Source organism: Frankia sp. CeD, from assembly GCF_000732115.1.
Taxonomy (GTDB): Bacteria; Actinomycetota; Actinomycetes; order Frankiales; family Frankiaceae; genus Frankia; species Frankia casuarinae.
Genome location: NZ_JPGU01000017.1, coordinates 66101 through 86571 on the forward strand (window position 1 = coordinate 66101; position 20471 = coordinate 86571).

Genomic DNA, 20471 nt, shown 5'->3' on the forward strand with positions numbered 1-20471 from the left:
CCACCCGGACCCGGTCGAGCCACGCCAGGGGGGCCGGCAGTTCGCGTGGAGCCCCCGGCCGAGCGGCCACGGGAGACCGACACGATCTCCCTGGTCCGCCCGCCCAGCATGACGAGGAGCCGTACCACGAAGCCCGACAGGAACCGTGCCGCGCCCGAGCGCATGCCCGCCCCCGATCCGGTACGCCCCGCCCCGCCGGGTCCGGCGGGGGGGAGGTCCGGCGGTGCCGGCCCCACGGCGGCCTACGACCGGCCGCTCGCGGCGCCGGAGTCCGCGGGTACCACCACGACGACGGGTGCTCTGAACAGCGTGACCACGACCTCCCCCGGTGCGCTCGACGACCAGTTCGAGCCGGTCTCCGCTGAGCGGGCGGGTGCCGGTCACTCCCCTGGCCGGTCCGGTCCCGGCTCGTCCGGTTCCGCCCGCCCGCCCGGTCAGGGCCGGCGGGCCAAGCTCAAGCTGTCCAAGGTCAATCCCCTCACGGTGACCCGGGTCAGCTTCGCGTTCTCCCTCTGCGTCTTTGTGGTTCTGCTCGTCGCGATCGCCGTGCTGTGGTTCGTCCTGAACTCGATCGGCGTGTTCGACAGCGTCTCCGACGCGGCCGATACCCTGACCGACAGCAGCAGCACCGACATCCGAGGATGGCTGTCGTTCGGCCGGGCAATGCAGATCAGCTTGCTCATCGGGGCGATCAACGTCATCCTCATGACCGCGCTGTCCACGCTCGGTGCCCTGCTCTACAACCTCTGCGCCGAGATGATCGGCGGCGTCGAGCTGACTCTGAGTGATCAGTAGCTTGGAGGGACGGCGGCGGTCCCGCTCCTGCGCCGCCGTCCTGTATTCTTGGACTCGCAGCACGGACCTATAGCTCAGNCGGTTAGAGCGCTTCCCTGATAAGGAAGAGGTCGGTGGTTCAAGTCCACCTAGGTCCACGCGCTAGCCAATCATGATCGCCGCCCTCTGGGCGGCTTCGCCGTGCCCGTTATGCTGGCCGAGGGGCCAAGCCCCCTGACCCCCCGTGTTGCGCCTTCGGCGCTCGCCGTGCCCGGTGGGATGGTCGGGCCGTCGGTGGCGGCGAGGTCTGAGAGCGGGCCCGGGCCGACGTGCTGCGCGAGGTCGCGGGCAACGCCACAGGGACGACTCCCGGCTGCATAAACCGTCCACCGGTGATCCGGGAAGATCCCCGCGCCTGCGGGATAAAGCGGACACAAAACCCTCTGGATGGGCAAGTCTCCCTCGTTGCCGCAGATCTTGGACTCACGACGAAGAGTCCTAATGTGACGCAGGGCACACGGCCAGGACACAGTGTCGGCCCATTTCAGTGAAGATCGGCACTCAATATCCTAATGTGCCAGGAAGCGGCGCCACCCTCGACGTCGAGGAACCAGGACATGGCCCGAGACGGACGGAGGGCGCACAGTTGCGGATTGCGTTGTTGTCGTACCGGAGTCTGCCCACCTGCGGTGGCCAGGGTGTGTACGTCCGACATCTGTCCCGCGAACTGGTCGCCCTGGGGCACCGCGTCCAGGTGGTGAGCGGGCCGCCGTACCCGGTGCTTGAGGAGGGTGTCGGCCTCACCGAACTGCCCAGCCTTGATCTCTACCGGGACTCCGACCCGTTCCGGTGGCCCGGACTGGCCGAGTTCCACGGCCTGCCGGACGTCGTCGAGTTCGCCATGATGCGGACCGGCCAGTTCTCCGAGCCGCTCGCCTTCAGCCTGCGTGCCTGCCAAGCCCTGCGCCCCAGGGCATCCGGGGGTCGGCCGCCGTTCGACATCGTCCATGACAACCAGGGGCTGGGATACGGCCTGCTGGCGCTGCGGGCAGCCCTGCGCCCGTACCGGATCCCGGTCGTGGGCACCGTGCATCATCCGATCACGGTCGATCGCCGCCTGCACCTCGCCGCGGCGACCACCTTCACCTCCCGGCTGGGCCTGCGCCGGTGGNACTCGTTCCTCCCGATGCAGGCCCGGGTCGCGCGGGGGCTGGATGGCATCGTCATCCCGTCGGAGAGCTCCCGGCGAGAGATCATCGCGGACATGAACCTCCCCCCGACGGTCATGCGCACGGTTCCCTTGGGAGTCGACGCCGACGTCTTCACGCCGGCGCCCGCGGGCAATCCGGCGGTTCCGGGCCGTGTCGTCGTCGTGACCAGCGCCGATGTTCCGCTTAAGGGCCTGCTTGTCCTGCTCGAGGCGCTCGCGAAGCTGCGGGTGGATCGCTCGGCGCACCTGGTCTGCGTCGGCAAGGTCCGCGAAGGGGGAACGGCCCAGCGCCAGGTTGCCGAGCTGGGCCTGGCCGACGCCGTGACGTTCCGTTCCAACATGCCGGAACCGGAGCTGGTGGACCTGTTGCGCTCCGCCGAGGTCGCGGTCGTTCCCTCGCTTTACGAGGGGTTCAGCCTGCCCGCCGTCGAGGAGATGGCCTGCGGGATCCCGCTGGTCGCCACCACCGCCGGGGCGTTGCCCGAGGTCGCCGGTCCGGACGGGGAGGCCGCGTTGCTGGTCCCACCGGGGGATGCGGGAGCCCTGGCGGACGCCATCGGTTCCCTGCTCGATGATCCCGAACGACGGGCCCGAATGGGTGCCGCCGGGCGCCGCCGGGTGGAGGCGCGGTTCTCCTGGCGGGCGGCCGCCGCGGCCACCGCGGACTGGTACGCCGAGCGGATCGCGGCGGTCGGCGGGACGCCCACCTCCCCGGTCCCGGCCCCGGGACCGGGACCGGGACCGGCGGCCCAGTGGACGCCGGCACCGCTGTCCACACCCGGCGCCGTCACACCCGGCGCCGCGGCGTCCGCACCGGCGTCGTCGACGCTGACCGGCTGACGGCCGACGCATGCTGACCGTCGACTTCGACCAGTTTCCCGTCTCCGCGGGCTGCCGGCTGCTCGACCTGGGCTGCGGCGCCGGACGGCACACGTTCGAGGCGTTCCGACGGGGCGCCGAGGTCATCGCGCTGGACCACTCCGCCGGCGAGGTCGCCGGCGTCAACGCGATGCTCGCCGCGATGGCCCTGGAGGGACAGGCTCCGCCCAAGGCGAAGGCCGCCGGAGTGCGCGGTGACGCGCTGGCGCTGCCGTTCGCCGACGGCACCTTCGACCGGATCATCGCCGCCGAGGTGCTCGAACACCTGCCCGCCGACACGGCGGCGATGACGGAGATCGCCCGGGTGCTACGGCCCGGGGGGTGGGTGGCGGTCACCGTCCCGAACCGGTTCCCCGAGCAGGTGTGCTGGAGCCTGTCGACGGCTTATCACAGCGTCGAGGGGGGCCATGTCCGCATCTACCGCCGGGACGAGCTTCGTGACCGGTTGATCGCGGTGGGACTGGAACCGGCCGGCACCCATTTCGCACACGCCCTGCACGCCCCGTACTGGTGGCTGCGGTGTCTCGTCGGTGTCCACGACGACGACCATCCGGCGACGCGGCTTTACCACCGGCTGCTGGTGTGGNACATGATGCGCCGTCCCCGCATCACCCGGCTCGCCGAGCGGGCCCTCAATCCGATCATCGGCAAGAGCATCGTGCTGTATTTGAGGAAACCGGAGGTAACGCGTGCGGCCGGTTGAGTCTGCTCCGGTCCTGACCCCCGAGGCGCTCACCGCGACCGCGACCGCGATCGCCGTCGTCCAGGAGCCGGACGGCGCCATCCCCTGGTATCCCGGTGGCCACACCGACCCGTGGGATCACCTCGAATGCGCCATGGCCCTCGACCTCGGCGGCCTGGTCGACGCCGCCGACGCCGCGTGGGCCTGGCTGTGTCGCAACCAGCGGCCGGATGGATCCTGGGCGACGAGCTACGTCGGCGGCGCGGTCAAGGAGGACTTCGCCGACAGCAACCAGTGCGCCTATGTCGCCACCGCAGCCTGGCACCGCTGGTTGGCCACCGGTGACCGCGCCTTCCTCACGAGGATCTGGCCGGTCGTCGAGGCAGCCCTGGGCTTCGTCGTCGACATGCAGAGCCCGACCGGACAGATCTGGTGGGCCCGGTCGTCGGACGGTGTCGACTACCCCGAGGCCCTGCTGACGGGATGCTCCAGCACGTTGCACAGCCTGCGCTGCGGGATGGCGCTCGCAGCCCTGGTCGGGGAGGTGCCACCGGCCTGGGAACGGGCGACCGGCGCGCTGCGGCACACCCTCGTCGCTCACCCAGAGTACTTCGCCCCCCGCGACCGGTGGTCGATGGACTGGTACTACCCGGTGATCGGCGGAGCGCTGCGCCGGTCCGCGGGTCGGTCCCGGCTCACCAGCCGGTGGAACGACTTCGTCGTCGACGGTCTGGGCATCCGCTGCGTGGCCGACGAGCCCTGGGTCACGGGGGCCGAGACCTGCGAACTAGCCATCGCCCTGCATCTCGTGGGCGAGACCGCCGCGGCGACCAAGCTGGTTACGGACATGCAGCACCTGCGGCACGCCGACGGGAGCTACTGGACGGGCTGGCAGTTCGAGACCGCGACGTTCTGGCCGGCCGAACAGTCGACCTGGACCGCGGCGGCGGTGATCCTCGCGGTCGACACGTTGGCCGGCGGGGTCACCGAGACCCTCTTCCGCGGCGACGGCCTCCCCGAGGGGATCTGTGTCCTCGACAAGGAGTCCGACGAGCCTCGGCAGGGCGGCAGGCGGCTTCCGGAGTCGCGGACGGAGCCGCGGACGGGGACGGAGGTGGTGACGCCCGCCGAACGCCGGCTTCCTCGGCAGCGGCCGGCATGCGGATGCCGCTCAGTCGACGCGGCGTAGGACGCGCAGCGAACCCGCGCACGACAGCTCGCGGAAGCCCTCCGTCAGCGCCCGCACCAGGACGTGGTAGGGCGCCTGGCCCCCGTCCGCCGGGTCCGGAAAGACGTCGTGGATGGCCAGGAGACCGCCGGGCCGCACGTGGCAGGCCCAGGCCTCGTAGTCCGCCTGGGCCTGCTCCTCGGTGTGCCCGCCGTCGAGGAAGAGCAGGTCGGCCGGGGTCGACCACCATCGCCCCACCCGTTCGGAGCGGCCGACGACCGCCGTCACGACGTCCTCGACGCCCGCGTCCTCCAGCGTCCGCCGCAGGAAGGGCAGCGTGTCCAGCCGGCCGCTACGCGGGTCGACGAGATCGGCGTCGTGGTACTCCCACCCGGGTTGGTTCTCCTCCGACCCGCGATGATGATCCACGGTGATCACCGTCGCTCCCACCGTCCGGGCGGCCGCGGCCAGGTACAGGGTCGACTTACCGCAGTAGGTGCCGACCTCGCAGATCAGGCCGCCGGCCGATACCCGTGTTGCCGCCGCGTAGAGCGCCAGGCCCTCCTCCGTGGGCATGAAGCCCGTCGCCGCCTCGGCCGCCCGCCGCAACACCACATCCACCGCCGACTCTCTCTTTCTCGCAGGACGGATAGCCTTTCTTGCAGGACAGGTAGCCTTCCTCGCAGGACAGGTAGCGCGCGCCGGTGGCTCGCTACCTGCCGAGCCGCGCGGCCACCTCGACCCGGCGGGCGAAGATCTCCTCGGTCCGCTCCTCCATCTCGCGGAGGGCCTTCTTGCGTCCGCGGCTCGACAGCCGGTCCAGGTAGAGGCTGCCGTACAGGTGATCGGTCTCATGCTGCAGGCAACGGGCGAAATAGCCGGTTCCCTCCAGGCGGAGCGGGGCACCGTGCTGGTCCTGACCGCGGACAGCAGCATGCTCCAGCCGGGCGACCTCCATGTAGGCCCCCGGAACAGACAGGCACCCCTCATCCCCCTTGACGAGCCGGCGCTCCGCCGGCGGCGCCTCCTCCAGGACGGGGTTGACCAGATGGCCCACGTGCCGCACACCGTCCTCGTCGGTGCAGTCATAGACGAAGACCGCGGCGTCGACGTCGATCTGGTTCGCGGCGAGTCCGACACCTTCGGCGCCGTACATGGTGGTGAACATGTCATCGATCAGCGCAGCGAGCTCCGCGGTCCCGAACTCGGTGATTTTCTTACAGGGCCGGTGCAGAACAGGCTCGCCGACAACGGTGATCCTGCGGATGGAACCGCGGCCGACCNCCGGCGGCAGNNGGGGGTAGGAGNCCNCCGNCCCCCCCAGCCCCCGGACCCGCCGATCGATCTTCTCGTCCTTCTCGTCAGATCGCGTCAAGCGCGAGGCCATGGCGAGCATCTCCTTCCATCCGACCGGGGCGCGCCTGCGCGTGAGTCGGCGCGGGGCCGATCCTGCCGATCGGCAGGATCGGCCCCGCGCCACCGCCGATCCTCGACGTGCTTCGTTCGCTACGAGCTTGACAGATCGCACCCCCTGTCCGCTCGGCGGACTGGTCACTCCCGTGATCAACAGTGTCACCAGGTGCGGCGCCATCATGGCCGCTACCTGCGGGAAGAGCGCGGACCTCAGACTGTTCATTGCATGGCGCAACTTCACCAACACCATACGCACATAAGGCTCCCCGGAAACGGGGAGCCTTTTCCGTGCCCGGTCGCACGCGGTCATGCCCGACCGTGTCCAGCCGTGTCCAGCCGCGTCCTATCGCCGTTCCCGCAGAGATCGCGGACGCTGAATCGTCCGCGATCCGCGTGGGTAAGAATGATTACCGCAAAGGATGAACAGAACGTTAAATCTAACTCGCATGCCGCTAACGCAACGTATCGTCTCCCCCTGGCGCACGGCCCACCAACAGACACCCGAACCCCGACTGGTATGGTGTCGGCCACGATAAAGCTGAACCAGTAGAGAATCACGCTCCCAGGTATTTACCTTCCGGCCAGGAGAGAGGAGTGCTGCCCCGACTCCCACGACTCCCTACACCAAAAAGACTTAGAATTATCCGGCGAATCTAGCGAGAGTTCAGTTCATGGCTGCGAATTTCGCTGAAACGGTCGCTGAAAGGCCGACGCCGGGGGGGATCAACACACCGAACATGGCAGTTCCGCCGCCGGAGTACGTGGTGGTGGATCTGGATCCGGGAACGAGTGACCTCGCCGTCCCGGATGGATCCGGATGGCGGCGGGTCATGCGGGTGCCAGGACGACGGCATTACCATCACGAGCACCACGATCGCGCCATCGCGACCGTCCAGCAGGCCCGGAGCCGTACTCGATCGACGGGCCGGAGTTGCGTCGTCGGCCTTCTGTACATCGCCGAGTTCGGCCGGCTGCGCGAGCGCCTCGCTCCGGGCGCCTGCCTGTCTCTACTCGATCAGGTCGCCGCCCTGGCAGGTGATCTGCATCGGTGGCGTGGCTCCGCCATCGGCCAGGGCCGCCCCGGCGAGGTGGTCGTCGTCCTGCCGACGCGGCCGGGCCGCTCCGCCGAAGCGGCGTTCGGCGAGATCGTGCGTACGGTCGCAAGCTGTGACTTCGCCGTCAACGGCGAGCGTCTGCGGGTCACCCCCGTTCCGGGGTTCGTCCAGGTGGACGACACCATCGATGATGCCACCGCCCTGCGGCGGGCCCGGCTGGCCATGGGGCTCGCCGCAGGGCAGCTCGACATGGTCCCCGTCTGTTACGACCCGAAGATGGAACCAGCGGAGAACCAGCCGCGACGTTCCGGGCGCCCGTTGCACACACGGTTGCGGCCGTCCGACGCCGTCCAGATCGTCGTCTCGACCGCGATCTGCCTCGGACTCCCGTTCGGGATCTACAGCACACTGTTCACACTGGGCCTCGACCCGACCCACGTCGTCTTCGCACTCCTGGCCATCGCGCTGGCCGGCACTACCCTCACCNCCTNCCTGGAGCAGTTGTCGGCGCTCGAACCGGAGAAGTGCCCGGACGCGCCCGCCGCGCCGTTCCCGGCGGCGAGCGCCATCATCGCCGCGTATCTGCCGAACGAGTCGGCCACGATCGTCGACACGGTCAAGGCGTTCCTCCGGCTGGACTACCCGGGTCCACTACAGATCATCCTCGCCTATAACACTCCCCGATACCTGCCCGTGGAGGAGACGCTCGCGCGGATCGCCGATTCCGATCCCCGTTTCATCCCGATGCACGTGCCGACCAGCACCTCCAAGGCGCAGAACGTGAACGCGGCGATGCCAATGATCACCGGTGAGTTCGTCGGTGTCTTCGACGCGGATCATCATCCGGCACCGGACGCCTTCCGGCGGGCCTGGCGGTGGCTGTCGCACGGGGCCGCGGTCGTCCAGGGGCACTGCGTGATCCGGAACGGAGAGGCATCGCGGATCAGCCGCACCGTCGCCGTGGAATTCGAGTCGATCTATGCGGTGAGTCATCCCGGCCGGGCGAGGATGCATGGTTTCGGGATCTTCGGCGGGTCGAACGGCTACTGGCGGACCGACCTGCTGCACCAGACCCGTATGCGCGGGTCGATGCTGACCGAGGACATCGACGCGAGTCTGCGCACCATCATGAGCGGTGAGCGGATCGTCGCAGACCCGGAACTGGTCTCCTACGAGCTGGCGCCGACGACGATGTCGGCGTTGTGGCGGCAGCGGTTGCGCTGGGCGCAGGGTTGGTACCAGGTCTCCCAGCGGCATCTGTGGAAAGCCGTCGGCTCACCCGACCTCACCGCCCGCCAGAAACTCGGCCTGCTCTGGCTGCTGGGCTGGCGCGAGATATATCCGTGGCTTTCGCTGCAGATGTATCCGCTGATCGTCTTCGGTCTGCTGCACCCGCAGTCCGGGCACGGTTTCCGGTTGAACGTCTCCCTGTACGTGGTCGCCACACTCTTCTCGGCGATGGCGGGCCCGATCCAGGCGTTGTTCGCGTACGCCCTCGCCGACCCCACGATCCGCCGCCATCGGAGTTGGTTCGTCCAGTTCTGCCTGATGAACATCGTCTACAGCGAGTTCAAGAACGTCATCGCCCGGCTGGCACCGGTGAAGGAGCTGCTGCGGGAACGCGAGTGGCACGTGACCCCACGCGCCGTGCCGCAGCCCGACCCGGTCACGCCGGACGGCGCGACCGCACCTCCAGCTGGCTCCGCACCTCCAGCTGGCTCCGCACCTCCAGCTGGCTCCGCACCTCCAGCTGGCTCCGCGGCGGGCGGTGTGGTCCCTTACCCCGAAGCCAGGTCATGACCACACCAGGCGGACCTCGAAACATCGTGCCGAGGTCCCGGGTTCTGCCCGCGCCGGCTCTCCCGTCCTGGTGGGCGCAGCCCCCGCCGCCGCCGCCGCCGGTGCCGCCGCCGCCGGTGCCGCCGCCGCCGGTGCCGCCGCCGCCGGTGCCGCCGCCGCCAGTGCCGCCGCCGCCAGTGCCGCCGCCGAGAGAGCGGCCGACCGTGCCGGTCCGGACCTCGGCCCGGCCGCGGGCCGGGGGGGTGGGTATCACCGGAGAGAGCGGAGGGAACCGCCGCGGTCGCCGACGGACGACGGTGGGCGATCCCAGGCTCGAGCTGGTCGACCTGGGCGGGTTCCGCGGCGTGGCGGCGATCTCAGTGATCATTTTTCACGCCTATCAGTTCTGCCGCGGGGATGGCAACACGCCGTACGCGGGTACGTTCCTCGGCCAGGTCCTCGGCGCCTTCGACGGGATGATCAGTTGGTTCTTCCTGGTCTCCGGGTTCCTGCTGTATATGCCGATGGCGAACCGGGTCAGGGCCGGCCGGACCCAACGGTCACCCAAGAACACGCTCATACGTCGTGGACTGCGGATTCTTCCGCTGTACTACACGGCGCTCATCGTCGTGTGGGCGGCGCGTAATCCCACTCTGCCCGGCGACTGGATCGACCTGGTCGAACACCTGACCTTCACCCAGGTCTTCGACAGCAAGCGGGTGTTCTACACGATCGGCCCGGCCTGGTCGCTGGCCGTCGAGGTCTACTTCTATCTATACCTCGCCCTGGTCGCCGGCTGGCTGCGGCGGCAGACTCATCGACTACCCGAGGCGCATCGCTGGCGGCGGCTCTGCCTGCCGCCGGTCCTGCTGATCGTGGTGTCCGCCGTCTGGATCGTCTATGCGGTCTACATCGTGCGGGCTCAGCACGACCAGTGGGCGTACTGGTTCTCGCCGCAGAACTATGCCGGCAACTTCGGCCTCGGAATGATCACTGCGGTTCTCTATGTCCGATGGGGTCGGGAGCGGCCGTTGCCCGCCCTGCTCGCGTGTGCGTTGCGGTTTGTCGCCGCCGGGCTCATCATCGCCGGCGCGCTGGTCCGGGGGCACACCGCGGCATCGTTCGAGGCGTTCTCCACGCTGAATTCAATCGGTTTCGGTGTGCTGTTCGCCGCATCCGTGCTGGCACCCCGCGACACGCTGTGGCGCCGGTTCTTCGCCACCCCGGCATTCGTCTGGCTCGGCATGATCAGCTACAGCGTGTATCTGTGGCATGAGCCGATTCTGCTGCTGGTGCTGGACCGGCACGGGCTGGTCAGTCATGCGCCGTCGGCGTTTCCGTGGGTGGCCGCCATGCTGGTCACGGTCGGCGTCCTCGGTGGATGGATCAGCTACGTCGTCCTGGAGAAACCGGGCCGCCGGCTGTCCATCCTGGTGGAGAAGCTCCGCCGCACCCCGGTGTCCGCCTCGGTGTCCCCCGCCTTGGTGTCCCCCGCCCCGGTGTCCCCCGCCCCGGTGTCCACCCCGGTGCGACCGGCACGGCCAGTTCCCTGACGTGGCGTGGCGCAGGCTTCCCGGTCTGCGCCGGCTGCGCTACGTGCGCCGGCCGCGCGCGGATCGTCTCCCGTTGGAGGCCCCGTCGTCCCCGCAGGCGCGGGGATCTTTCCAGTGATTTCCTGTCTTCAGGGCTGGGAGAACGCACAGCTCAATAATCAGTAAAACGAATCAGGCAAGCCGTCAACAGCATTTCTACGACGGCCGATGTCACGTCCAAGCCCCCATGAACGGGCTCATTTCGCAAGGTGCTTGAATGGGGCTGTCCATTATATCTGGGATGGGAGTCTTCATGGATGATGAGTTCTTCGGTATGATATGGGGGAAGTCGGCGGAGAAGGCGGGGGGATCGATGCACCTGCTCCTCGGCCATCTTCTGGATACGGCGGCGGTGGGCGAACTTGTCTGGGATCGTTTCCTCGCATCCACCATTCGGGATCGTCTGGATGATTGCAGCGATGGTCGCGGGCGGTCTCTGTTCGCGCTGTTGTGCGGCCTGCATGATGTCGGTAAGGCCACGCCGGCCTTTCAGATGAAGGACGAGGGTTTGGCGCAGCGCGTTCGGGCTGCCGGGCTTGGCTGGCGAGGGGTGACTCCTCAGCAGGGCCGGCAGTGGCATCACGCGCGGGCGGGGGCTGTCATCGTCCGCAAGTATCTCCCGCAGGTCGGTTGGAGTCGGCCGGGGTGTGACTGGGTGTGGCCGCTGGTCGCGGGCCATCACGGCCTGATACCGGACCGTGGCCGTCTTGTGCACAAGCCCGCCGTCCACGGCGCCGGACCGTGGCTCGACGTCCAACGTGCGTTCGTCGACCGGGTGGCCGGCGACCTCAACGTTGACCTGGCTTCCTTTTCGGAGCTGCGAACACCATCCCGCGGAGGTCAGCTTGCCCTATCCGGGATGATCATCATGGCAGACTGGGTNGCGAGCGACAAAGAGCATTTCGGTGGGCTGTCGGATCTGGCGGAGATCTCGATGAAGGGCTCGCGGGAGCGTGCACAGCGAGCCTGGGCACAGTTGGGTCTGCGTGGCGGGTGGCGCTCCGACCGGCCCGCACCCGGCAACCAGTCTGACCTGGTGCACCACAGATTCGGTAAGCCAGCCCGGCCGGCGCAGCGCGCCGCGGTCCAGGCCGTGCGGGAAATGCCCGGCCCCGGGCTACTGATCCTGGAAGCGCCGATGGGTGAGGGGAAGACGGAGGCGGCGCTCGCCGCCGCGGAGGTACTGGCCGGCAAGGTCGGTGCGGATGGGGTGTTCGTCGGAATGCCGACGCAGGCGACGAGCGATCCGATGTTCAGCCGGGTCCGCGGCTGGCTCACCGCGGTGGATCCCGAGGTTCCGATCGGCCTACTGCACGGCCGGGCTCGTTTCAACAAGGAGTGGGCGGCACTTCGGTCGCAGGTCCGGTTCGTCGACGTGCATGACGATCTCGACGAGTATGGGATGGCCGACGATTTCGGTACGGGTACGAGCGGCCCGGGTCGTCGCGACGCACCGCTGGCGGGCGCCGCGGCGGCCGCGGAGTGGTTCTTCGGATCGAAACGGGGGTTGCTCGCTGCGGTGACGGTCGGCACGGTGGATCACCTGCTGCAGGCGGCGACCCGGACGAAGCATGTGATGCTACGGCACGCCGGCCTGGCCGGCCGGGTCGTCATCCTTGACGAGGTACACGCCTACGACGTCTACATGGCGCAGTTCCTGTTCGAGGCGTTGCGCTGGCTCGCCGACACCGGCGTGCCGGTCATCGTTCTGTCCGCGACGCTGCCGCCGGTACTGCGTGCACAGCTCGCCGGCGCCTATCTGCAGGGCGCCCTGCAGCGCCCCGATGTCGACCTCGCCGATCTGCCGCGGCCCACCGGCTACCCGAGCACCACCGCGGTGTATATGGCCGACGGGAAGCCCCGGTTTTCCGTGACGTCCCAGTCACCCTGGCGTGAGTCCGTGCCCGTTGCGGTAGAGATCCTGGCAGAGCCCACCGACTTCGCCCCGGTGAGCATCGCCGCCGCTGTCTCGGCGGAGGTGAGCGAGGGCGGCTGCGCTCTCGTCGTGTGTAACACCGTCCAGCGGGCCCAGGTCGTCTACGCCGAGCTGCGGACGACGTTCGGTGATGACGTGGTGCTGCNGCACTCCCGGTTCACCGCAGCCGAACGCGCGAGCCGTACGGAAGACGTCGTGGACAAGCTCGGCCCCCCCGGACGGGAGAACGCCCAGGACCGGCCCGCGCGGCTCGTCGTCGTGGCCACCCAGGTGGCCGAACAGTCGTTCGACGTCGATGTGGACATCCTCGTCACCGATCTCGCCCCCATCGACCTTCTGCTGCAACGGGTCGGCCGGCTGCATCGGCATGACCGGCCGACCGGGCAGCGACCGGCCCGGCTTCGCGACCCGAAAGTGATCGTCAGCGGTCTGCGGCTGCCCGACGGGGCTGTGCCACTCTGGCCCGCCGGTAGCCGGGCCGTGTACGGGGATCATCTACTGCTGCGCTCCGCCGCTCTCGTCGCCGAAGCCGCCACGGGTGGTGGATGGTCGATTCCCGCCGACGTGCCCGGCCTCGTCGCTCTCGGCTACGGTGATGAGCCTCTCGGTCCGGCGCGCTGGGCTGATGCCGCGGCCGAGGCCAGGCAGGAATGGGAGGCCAAGGAGCGTCGTCGCCGGGTGAACGCCACCGGATTTCTGCTTTCCGGCGAGGACGGTCTGGGCCTGACCACGCTCGAGGGTCTGCACGACAAGGCGACCGCGCCGCTGGAAACCGAGGAACGCCTCACCGCGGTCGTCCGTGACAGCGACGAGTCCGTGGAGGTCGTCCTCGTCCGCCGCGGACCGGCCGGGTATCTCACGCTCGCGGGCCGATCGCTCGGGCACATCGGCGAAGTTGCCGTGTCTGACGACGCGGTCCTCGAAGAGGTCGTCGGAGCCACCATCCGCCTGCCCGCGAACAAGGAGATCACCGCCGCGGCGCATGCCGAACTGACTCCCCTGGCCGGCTGGGACGGCGACTCCTGGCTCCGCCGCACCCGCGCCCTGATTCTCGACGATCGCATGTCGGCGATCCTCGGGGGGCGACACCTGACCTATGACAACAAGCTCGGGCTGAGCCTCGCGCCTCGACCGGCTGCTGATACTCGACCGGCTGCTGGTAAAGGGTGAACTGCCGGACCGGGGCAAGGTGTTGATCTTCTCGGCGCTCAAGATGGGACGGCTGACTCCCATGCTCCGAGACAAGGCGAATCCGTGCAGATATACCGGTTCACCCCATACGTCACTGTATGTGCTACTTTCGGTGCGAGGCGGGAGCATGGGCACCGTTCGGCCAGTTATCTGGTCGCCATGGGTTAGGAGATCCTTGATGTGGCGACGCCAGATGTCCATCTCCTAGCAGGAGCCGCACGATCGGTAGCAGCCGACGTGCCGCGCCGTCGCGGTCGACCAAAACTGTCGGTGGCCCTTGGTACATCTCGGCTGAGCCACCGACGGTCGGCGCAGGCCGGGGCCTACGAACGGGGGAATGAGTGAACGGTTTCAACCTGATCGATGGGCAATGGATCCCAGTGATCAAGCGGGGGCGGCGCCTGGAGGTGGGGATCAGGAAGGCGCTCGTCGACGCTCACACGATCGACGGGCTGGCCCTTGATGATCCGCTCGAAGCCGTGGCGGTGCTGCGTCAGGTCCTGCTGCCCGTCGTCCTGGACGTGTTCGGCGCCCCCCGTACCGACGAGGAGTGGTCACAGCGGTGGGAGGCTGGCTGTTTCGACCGGATTATCAGGAAAGATCGGGCTGAGGATGAGGAGGGCATCGAGTCGTATCTGATCCGACAGGCGGCACGATTTCATCTGTTTCATCCGACGGCTCCGTTTGCGCAGGTCGCCGGGTTGCGGACCGCGAAGGACGAGACGAAGCCGGTGTCGCTGCTGGTTCCGCGGCTGGCCTCGGGGAACAATGTTCCGCTGTTCAGTTCCCGGACCGAGAACGACCCGCCGAGCCTGACGCCCGCTGCGGCGGCACGGGCGTTGCTCGCAGCCCATTGCTGGGACACCGCCGCGATCAAGACCGGAGCGGCGGATGACCCGAAGGTCAAGACGGGGAAGACGACGGGGAACCCGACCGGGCCGCTCGGGCAGTTCGGGATCGTCCTGCCGCTGGGTGAGACGCTCTTCCATACGCTGATGCTCAGCATCCCCGTCCTGCGGCACGGTCTGCGGCAGAAGGACCGGCCGCAATGGAGATCCGAAAGCAGCGCCACCTCCCGCTGGGAGACTCGCGCCCCGGAAGGGCTACTGGATCTGCTGACCTGGCAGTCGCGGCGGATCCGGCTCGTGCCCGAGGCAGACCCGACGGCTGTCGAGGATGTCTCGGTCCGACGGGTGGTGCTCACCGCCGGTGACCGGCTCACCGGATCGGTGCACGCACTCGAACCGCACACGGCGTGGCGGCAGGTTGACAAGCCCAAAGCCGACGAGCCGCCGGTCCGTCNGGTGCGGCATCAGCCGGGCCGGTCGGCCTGGCGCGGGCTGGAGGCTCTGCTGACCACAACGCCCTTGTCGAGTGACAAAGTGTTCGCGCCGACGGCGCTGTCGCAGCTCGCCCGGCTGNGTGACGACGGCTATGTCCCCGATGATCTGCCACTGCAGGTACTGACCGTCGGGGTGAAGTACGGCACGCAGTCGGCGGTGATCGACGAGGTAATGGCCGATGAGATTCCCCTCCCGGTCACCGCGCTGGCACGGGACTCCGCGGTCCGTGAGACCGTGCTGGCGGTGGCGGCCCAGGCCGAGAGCCTGCGGATCGCCGCCAACCGTCTCGGCGACGATCTTCGTGAGGCTGCCGGTGCGACGGACAAGCTGCCGTGGGACAAGGGCCAGCGGCTCGGAGAAATACTGATCCACAGCTTCAATCCGACGGTGCACCGGCTGCTAGCCGGGTTGCAGCAGCATCCGGAGGACGCCAAGCGGGCCGAACTTGCGTGGCGGATCCTCGCTCGGCGGTTGGCGTGGGAGGTCGTCGACCCGGTGTTGTCCGCTGCCGGTCCTGAGACGTTCCTGGGCCGCGATCCCGGTGAGCCGTTCGGCGCCCGCCTCGCCGGCGCCGAGATGTCATTCCGGCGCACGCTCAACGACGTGCTCGGCAAGGACGAGGACAACCGGCTTGCTCTGGCCGCCGCCTGATTCCCACGACCCGTCAGGAAGGTCTGATGACCGAGGTAACCGCGGCGCCGTCCGCATCGTCCACATCATCCGAGACGACATCGCCACGCGAGACGACATCGCCACGGCACTTCTGGGAACGGGACCATAAGGGCGACCGGCCCGACGGGGCGGATTTGGCCGTGTTGCGCCGCGGTGTTGGCCGCGAGCCTGGCAGCGTCCCGGAGATGTGGCGCTACTACTCCACGCTCACCGTCGATGGCCGCAGAACCTGGTCCCTGACCGCGGAGCACGTCGCGCTCACCTTGTTCGCGGTGCACCAGCAGTCCCTGCCCACTGCGGCGNATCAGCCTGGCATCGGGCTCGGCGAGGCTGCTCTACGCCTGCGTAGCAGCGACAAGTTCAGTCCTGAGGCGGTCGACCGGCGGTTNAACGCCGTGGCCACCNCCNCCACCCNGGACGAGGCCGCCTACCACCTGCGTGGTCTGGTCCGCCAGTTCCGCCAGGTCCCCGTCGGTCTCGACTACACCCAACTCTGGCGGGACCTCATCGCCTGGCAGACCCCCGAGCGGATCGGCGACGTACGCCGCCGGTGGGGAGCCCAGTACTTCTACCGGCCCCCGAAAGACAAAGCCGCTACCCCGGCCGCCGCGTCCGGCACTTCCTGATCTTCCGTCTAACCTCCGGCGTTGCCTCCGCGCACCGGGGCTTTCCCGTCCTGACCCAGCAGAAAGAGGCATCTACCAATGCGCTGCTACATCGACGTCCACATCCTGCAGACCGTCCCTCCGTCCAACCTCAACCGAGATGACGCCGGTACCCCGAAACAAGCCGTCTATGGCGGGGNGAAGCGGGCCCGGGTGTCGTCCCAGGCCTGGAAGCGGGCGACGCGAACCGCCTTCGCCGACCACATCGATCAGGCCCAGCTCGGAACACGCACCAAGCGGATCTCCGCGCTGCTCGCGGAACGGCTCGCAACCCGCTGCGCGCTCGACGCGGAAACCAGCACCCGGATCGCCACCAGCCTTCTGACCGCTCTGAAGATCAGTGCGGGGAAGAAGGCGGCGGAGACCGCCTATCTGCTGTTCTTTGGCCGTCCCCAGCTCGAACGGCTCATCGACCTCATTGTCGAGGATGTGCCGCGCCTCGCCGATCTCAGCGACGGCGATCTGCTCGCCGCGGTCAAGGATGTGCCTGTCCTGGCTACTCTCGGCAGCGACCATCCGATCGACGTCGCGCTGTTCGGGCGGATGGTCGCCGACCTGGCGTCGNTGAACGTCGACGCGGCCACCCAGGTCGCGCATGCCCTGTCCACCCATGCCGTCGACGTCGAGTTCGACTACTACACCGCCGTTGACGACCAGAACGCCAAGGACGAGACCGGCGCCGGGATGATCGGCACGGTCGAGTTCCAGTCCGCGACGCTGTACCGGTTCGCCACCGTCGGCCTGCACCAGCTCGCCGAGAACCTCGGCGGTGACATCGAGGCGACCGTCGAGGCGCTACGGGTGTTCCTCACCGCGTTCACCACCTCCATGCCGACCGGCCATCAGAACTCCTTCGCCCACCGCACCGTGCCGAACCTGCTCACCATCGCGATCCGCCCCGACCAGCCGGTCAACCTTGTCTCCGCGTTCGAGAAGCCGGTACTGCCCCGTGGCCGGGGCGTCCTCACCGGATCCCTCGAGCAGTTCGCCATCGAACTCAACAGCGCGTCGACGCTGTGGGGCCTCCAGCCCGACATCCTCGCCTCCACCTACCGCGCCCCCGACGACACCAACACCAACACCGACACCACGGCGATGATCGTCAAGGCGCTCGGCGAGCCGAAGCCGTTCGACGAGGTTCTCGACACAGTGGTGGCTGCCGCCCGCGACCGGCTCATGAGCAGCGTCCGATGAGCCAGGACCCGCCCCGCCACTGCCTGGTGCTGCGCCTCGCCGGCCCCCTGCAGTCCTGGGGTTCCCGCAGCATGTTCAACCGCCGCGACACCCTCACCGAACCGACGAAGAGCGGGATCATCGGGCTGCTCGCCGCCGCCCAGGGCCGCCGGCGCACCGACCCGATCGAGGACCTCCTCAGCCTCACCCTCGGGATCCGCACCGACCAGCCCGGCACCCTGCTGCGCGACTACCACACCGTCAGCGACTACCGCGGCCGGCCGCTACCCTCCGCCGCGGTCAGCGCGAAAGGCCTCCAGAAACCGACGTCCCCGGCGAAGCACACCCACGTCACCGAGCGGTTCTACCTGCAGGACGCCGTGTTCGTCGCCGCCCTCGCCGCACCCGAACCGGTGCTCACCACCCTCGCCGACGCGCTGCGCACCCCCGCCTTTCCCCTCGCGCTCGGCCGCCGCGCCTGCCCGCCGACCCNCCCCCTCCTCCTCGTTCCCGACAGCGAGCCGGACGCCGCTTTGTGGTCGGGCAGCGCCCTGGAGGTCCTGCGGCAGGTGCCGTGGCAGGCCCGCCCCGACCACCGCGACGCCCTCGCCCGGCGCAGGCCACCCCGCCTCCGCCGCATCGACCTACCCGTCACCGTTGACGACCCAGACGGGGACGACGTCCGGATCGACCTGCCGACCACCTTCGATCCCCACCAGCGAGGGTTCACCAGCCGCCGGGTCCACCAGAGCTGGGTCCACCTCCCACCCCCCTACGAGCTCACCGACGCCGACAACGTCGAGGGCACCACCCCGCACCACGATCCTTTCGCGATTCTCGGATGGTGACCGGACCATGACCTACCTGTCCCGGATCTGGCTGAACCCGCTGCGCACCGGCGCCCAGGCGCTACTGAAGAACCCCCAGCGCATGCACGCCGCCGTCCTCGGCGGGCTCAGCCGCCAACCCGTCACCGAACGGGTCCTGTGGCGACTGGAAACCGGTGAAGGCCTCCGTGGAGCAGACCGACCGCACCGCGCCGAAGTCCTCGTTCTCACCGAATCCACGCCGTCCTGGGAGCACCTCATCGAACAGGCCGGCTGGATCCACACCGACGAACCCCNGGTCCTCGTCCGCGACTACCAGCCCCTGCTCGACCGCCTCCACACCGGCCGCGAATTCCGCTTCCGGCTGCGCGCGAACACTGTCAGCGCCACCCGCACCCCCGACAATCCCTCCCCTGCCCAGAAGGAACACCTCGCCGCCCCCCGCCCCCGCGGTGTCCGCGTCGGCCACCGCACCGCCGCCCACCAGACGACCTGGCTCACTGACCGCATCGACCGCTGGGGATTCACCCTGCTCACCACCGCCGACCTCGATGGCCCCCGCAACCAGCCCGATGGCCCCCGCAACCAGCCCGACGGCCCCGGCGACACCGACGAGCCGGCCCCCGCGCTACGGCTCACCGCCCGCGAACGCCTCACCTTCCCCAAGAAAGCCAAGAACACCGAGAAGACTGGCCGCCGCGTCGTCCTCAACACCGCCACCTTCGAAGGCGCCCTGCGCGTCACCGATCCCGCCCGCGCCCGCGCCACTCTCCTGCACGGCGTCGGCCCTGCCAAGGCCTACGGCTGCGGGCTGATCACCCTCGCGCCCCTGCACACCGAACAGGCCGGCCGCTGACATGTGGTGGCTGTCCAATCCGCAGGACCTGCACCGCGTCGAGGNCCGCGTCTCCACGCTCTACGTCGAGAAATGCCACGTTGACCGCGACGACAACGCCGTCGTCCTGGTCAACAAGGAACGCACCGTCCGTGTCCCCGCCGCGTTCGTCGCCACCGTCCTGCTCGGTCCCGGAACCCGCATCACCAGCGCCGCCGTGCGCCTGCTCGCCGACTCCGGCACCGCCCTGTGCTGGGTCGGCGACCGCGGCGTACGCATGTATGCCGCAGGACTCGGACCCAGCCGCGGCGCCGGCCTGCTCATGCGCCAGGCTTACCTCGTCACCCGCACCAGCGAACGCCTTGACGTCGCCCGCCGCATGTACGCCAAACGCTTCCCCGACGACGACGTCACCACCGCCACCATGCAACAACTCCGCGGCCGGGAAGGCGCCCGCATCAAAAAGATCTACCGCGATCACGCCACCCGCACCGGCGTCACCTGGAACAAACGCGTCTACACCCACGGCGACCCCTTTGCCGACAGCGACGACATCAACCGGCTCCTGTCCGCCGGACACAGCTGCCTCTACGGCATCTGCCACGCCGCCATCGTCGGCATCGGCGCCAGCCCCGCCCTCGGATTCGTCCACACCGGAGCCGCCACCTCCTTCGTCCTCGACATCGCCGACCTGTACAAAGCCGACTACACCATTCCCCTCGCCTTCGACCTCGCCGCCGCCGGCCTCACCGACGAGCGCGACATCCGCACCGCCTTCCGCGACAAAGTCGCTGACGGGCACCTCATGGCCCGCATCATCCACGACATCAAAGACCTCCTCATCGAGGAAGGAACCCGAGATAACGACGAGGACGCACTCCACTTGTGGGACGAGCTCGACGGCCACGTCCCCGGCGGCGTCAACTGGGCCGCCGACCTCGCCGACCAGACCGACGACACCACCATCCTCGGTGTCACCGGACCCGACACCGACCAGCCACCCCCACCCTGGTGACCGTCATCGTCCTCATCGCCACCGCCGACGGCCTCCGCGGCCACCTCACCCGCTGGATGATCGAAATCTCGGCGGGCGTCTTCGTCGGCAACCCCAGCGCCCGCGTCCGCGACCGGCTCTGGACCCTGCTCTCCCAACGCGTCGGTGACGGCCAAGCCATCATGATCGAACCAGCCACGAACGAACAAGGCTGGGCCGCCCGCACCGCCGGCCGCAACCGCACCCAGCCCGTCGACTACGACGGACTGATACTGTTTGCCCG

The 20471-nt window shown here is 68.9% G+C and carries 16 protein-coding genes and 1 tRNA gene; 15 read left to right on the top strand and 2 right to left on the bottom strand.

Annotation, left to right across the window (positions count from 1 at the left end; all coding sequences use genetic code 11):
• The first annotated feature begins 45 nt into the window (after window positions 1-45).
• The 5 genes from CED_RS11680 to CED_RS11700 all read left to right on the top strand — a co-directional run bounded on the left by CED_RS11680 (window position 46) and on the right by CED_RS11700 (window position 4734).
• Window positions 46-795 carry a DUF3566 domain-containing protein gene (locus tag CED_RS11680; protein ID WP_023839954.1) on the top strand — a complete coding sequence of 250 codons (750 nt, stop codon included), beginning with the start codon at window positions 46-48 and terminating at the stop codon, window positions 793-795.
• A gap of 63 nt (window positions 796-858) precedes the next feature.
• Window positions 859-932 (top strand) — tRNA-Ile (locus tag CED_RS11685).
• A 488-nt stretch (window positions 933-1420) separates the two neighbouring features.
• On the top strand, window positions 1421-2824 hold the full coding sequence (locus CED_RS11690; protein ID WP_035910498.1) for a glycosyltransferase family 4 protein: 1404 nt from the start codon (window positions 1421-1423) through the stop codon (window positions 2822-2824).
• Window positions 2825-2834: 10 nt separating this feature from the next.
• Complete coding sequence (locus CED_RS11695; RefSeq protein WP_035910458.1) at window positions 2835-3566, top strand: class I SAM-dependent methyltransferase; 732 nt, start codon at window positions 2835-2837, stop codon at window positions 3564-3566.
• Window positions 3553-4734 (top strand): hypothetical protein, encoded by a 1182-nt coding sequence (locus CED_RS11700; protein ID WP_011434488.1) that lies wholly within the window; start codon window positions 3553-3555, stop codon window positions 4732-4734. Before CED_RS11695 ends, CED_RS11700 begins: the two co-directional genes overlap by 14 nt.
• Here the strand turns inward: CED_RS11700 and CED_RS11705 are convergent.
• The gene (locus CED_RS11705) at window positions 4717-5334 is read right to left on the bottom strand and encodes a class I SAM-dependent methyltransferase (protein ID WP_023839953.1); all 618 of its coding nucleotides are present in this window, start codon (window positions 5332-5334) and stop codon (window positions 4717-4719) included. The two genes, CED_RS11700 and CED_RS11705, sit on opposite strands and share 18 nt — an antisense overlap.
• 91 nt (window positions 5335-5425) lie before the next feature.
• Window positions 5426-6100, bottom strand: coding sequence for a peptide deformylase (gene def / locus CED_RS11710; protein WP_035910500.1), 675 nt, complete (start codon window positions 6098-6100; stop codon window positions 5426-5428).
• 763 nt (window positions 6101-6863) lie between these two features.
• Here def and CED_RS11720 point away from each other — a divergent pair.
• From CED_RS11720 to cas2e, 10 genes are all read left to right on the top strand, one after another.
• Window positions 6864-8981: a glycosyltransferase family 2 protein gene (locus CED_RS11720; protein ID WP_235187033.1), complete on the top strand. Its 2118-nt coding sequence runs from the start codon at window positions 6864-6866 to the stop codon at window positions 8979-8981.
• Window positions 8982-9277: 296 nt separating this feature from the next.
• Window positions 9278-10513 (top strand): acyltransferase, encoded by a 1236-nt coding sequence (locus CED_RS11725; RefSeq protein WP_023840577.1) that lies wholly within the window; start codon window positions 9278-9280, stop codon window positions 10511-10513.
• Between the two features lie 313 nt (window positions 10514-10826).
• Window positions 10827-13658, top strand: coding sequence for a CRISPR-associated helicase Cas3' (gene cas3, locus CED_RS11730; protein ID WP_255361104.1), 2832 nt, complete (start codon window positions 10827-10829; stop codon window positions 13656-13658).
• Window positions 13659-14020: 362 nt separating this feature from the next.
• Window positions 14021-15673 carry a type I-E CRISPR-associated protein Cse1/CasA gene (gene casA, locus CED_RS11735; protein ID WP_035910463.1) on the top strand — a complete coding sequence of 551 codons (1653 nt, stop codon included), beginning with the start codon at window positions 14021-14023 and terminating at the stop codon, window positions 15671-15673.
• Window positions 15674-15699: 26 nt separating this feature from the next.
• On the top strand, window positions 15700-16320 hold the full coding sequence (gene casB / locus CED_RS11740) for a type I-E CRISPR-associated protein Cse2/CasB (RefSeq protein WP_035910470.1): 621 nt from the start codon (window positions 15700-15702) through the stop codon (window positions 16318-16320).
• Between the two features lie 78 nt (window positions 16321-16398).
• On the top strand, window positions 16399-17553 hold the full coding sequence (gene cas7e / locus CED_RS11745) for a type I-E CRISPR-associated protein Cas7/Cse4/CasC (protein WP_035910472.1): 1155 nt from the start codon (window positions 16399-16401) through the stop codon (window positions 17551-17553).
• Complete coding sequence (cas5e, locus tag CED_RS11750) at window positions 17550-18380, top strand: type I-E CRISPR-associated protein Cas5/CasD (RefSeq protein WP_035910474.1); 831 nt, start codon at window positions 17550-17552, stop codon at window positions 18378-18380. Before cas7e ends, cas5e begins: the two co-directional genes overlap by 4 nt.
• Window positions 18381-18387: 7 nt before the next feature.
• Window positions 18388-19215 carry a type I-E CRISPR-associated protein Cas6/Cse3/CasE gene (gene cas6e / locus CED_RS11755; protein ID WP_035910476.1) on the top strand — a complete coding sequence of 276 codons (828 nt, stop codon included), beginning with the start codon at window positions 18388-18390 and terminating at the stop codon, window positions 19213-19215.
• Window position 19216: 1 nt separating this feature from the next.
• On the top strand, window positions 19217-20209 hold the full coding sequence (gene cas1e, locus CED_RS11760) for a type I-E CRISPR-associated endonuclease Cas1e (protein WP_035910478.1): 993 nt from the start codon (window positions 19217-19219) through the stop codon (window positions 20207-20209).
• A partial coding sequence (gene cas2e / locus CED_RS11765) for a type I-E CRISPR-associated endoribonuclease Cas2e (RefSeq protein ID WP_035910480.1) occupies window positions 20206-20471 on the top strand: 266 nt, incomplete at its 3' end. The genes cas1e and cas2e, both read left to right, overlap by 4 nt.